This window comes from Stenotrophomonas sp. SrG, assembly GCF_050031795.1.
In the GTDB taxonomy this organism is placed as follows: domain Bacteria; phylum Pseudomonadota; class Gammaproteobacteria; order Xanthomonadales; family Xanthomonadaceae; genus Stenotrophomonas; species Stenotrophomonas rhizophila_A.
The window spans coordinates 1-242 of sequence record NZ_JBNBBE010000961.1 but is presented as its reverse complement, the minus strand read 5'-3'; the positions used below and the strand labels follow the sequence as shown (position 1 = coordinate 242).

The window sequence follows — 242 nt, the reverse complement described above, 5'->3', positions numbered from 1 at the left end:
GGGTGAGCGTGCGGTTGGACGCACCGCTGCGCGCGATACCGGCCCTGAACAGCCGCGTATGCGCCAGCAGGTTCGCGGTCATGCACGCCCCGTACGAATGCCCGCCAATGGCGATGTGCTCGCGGTCGGTCACCCCGCGCCGCACCCCTTCATCCACCGCTGCTTCGGCGTTGGCCACCAGCTGGGGCAGGGAGGTATCGTTGGGTTCCTTGGCGCCTTCGCCGATGATCGGCAGCGACGGA

At 69.0% G+C, this 242-nt stretch carries 1 protein-coding gene; it reads right to left on the bottom strand.

The genetic code is table 11. The features are described from left to right. The coding region (locus ACQG3P_RS22350; protein WP_426806279.1) for an alpha/beta hydrolase family protein at window positions 1–242 on the bottom strand (242 nt) is incomplete at both ends.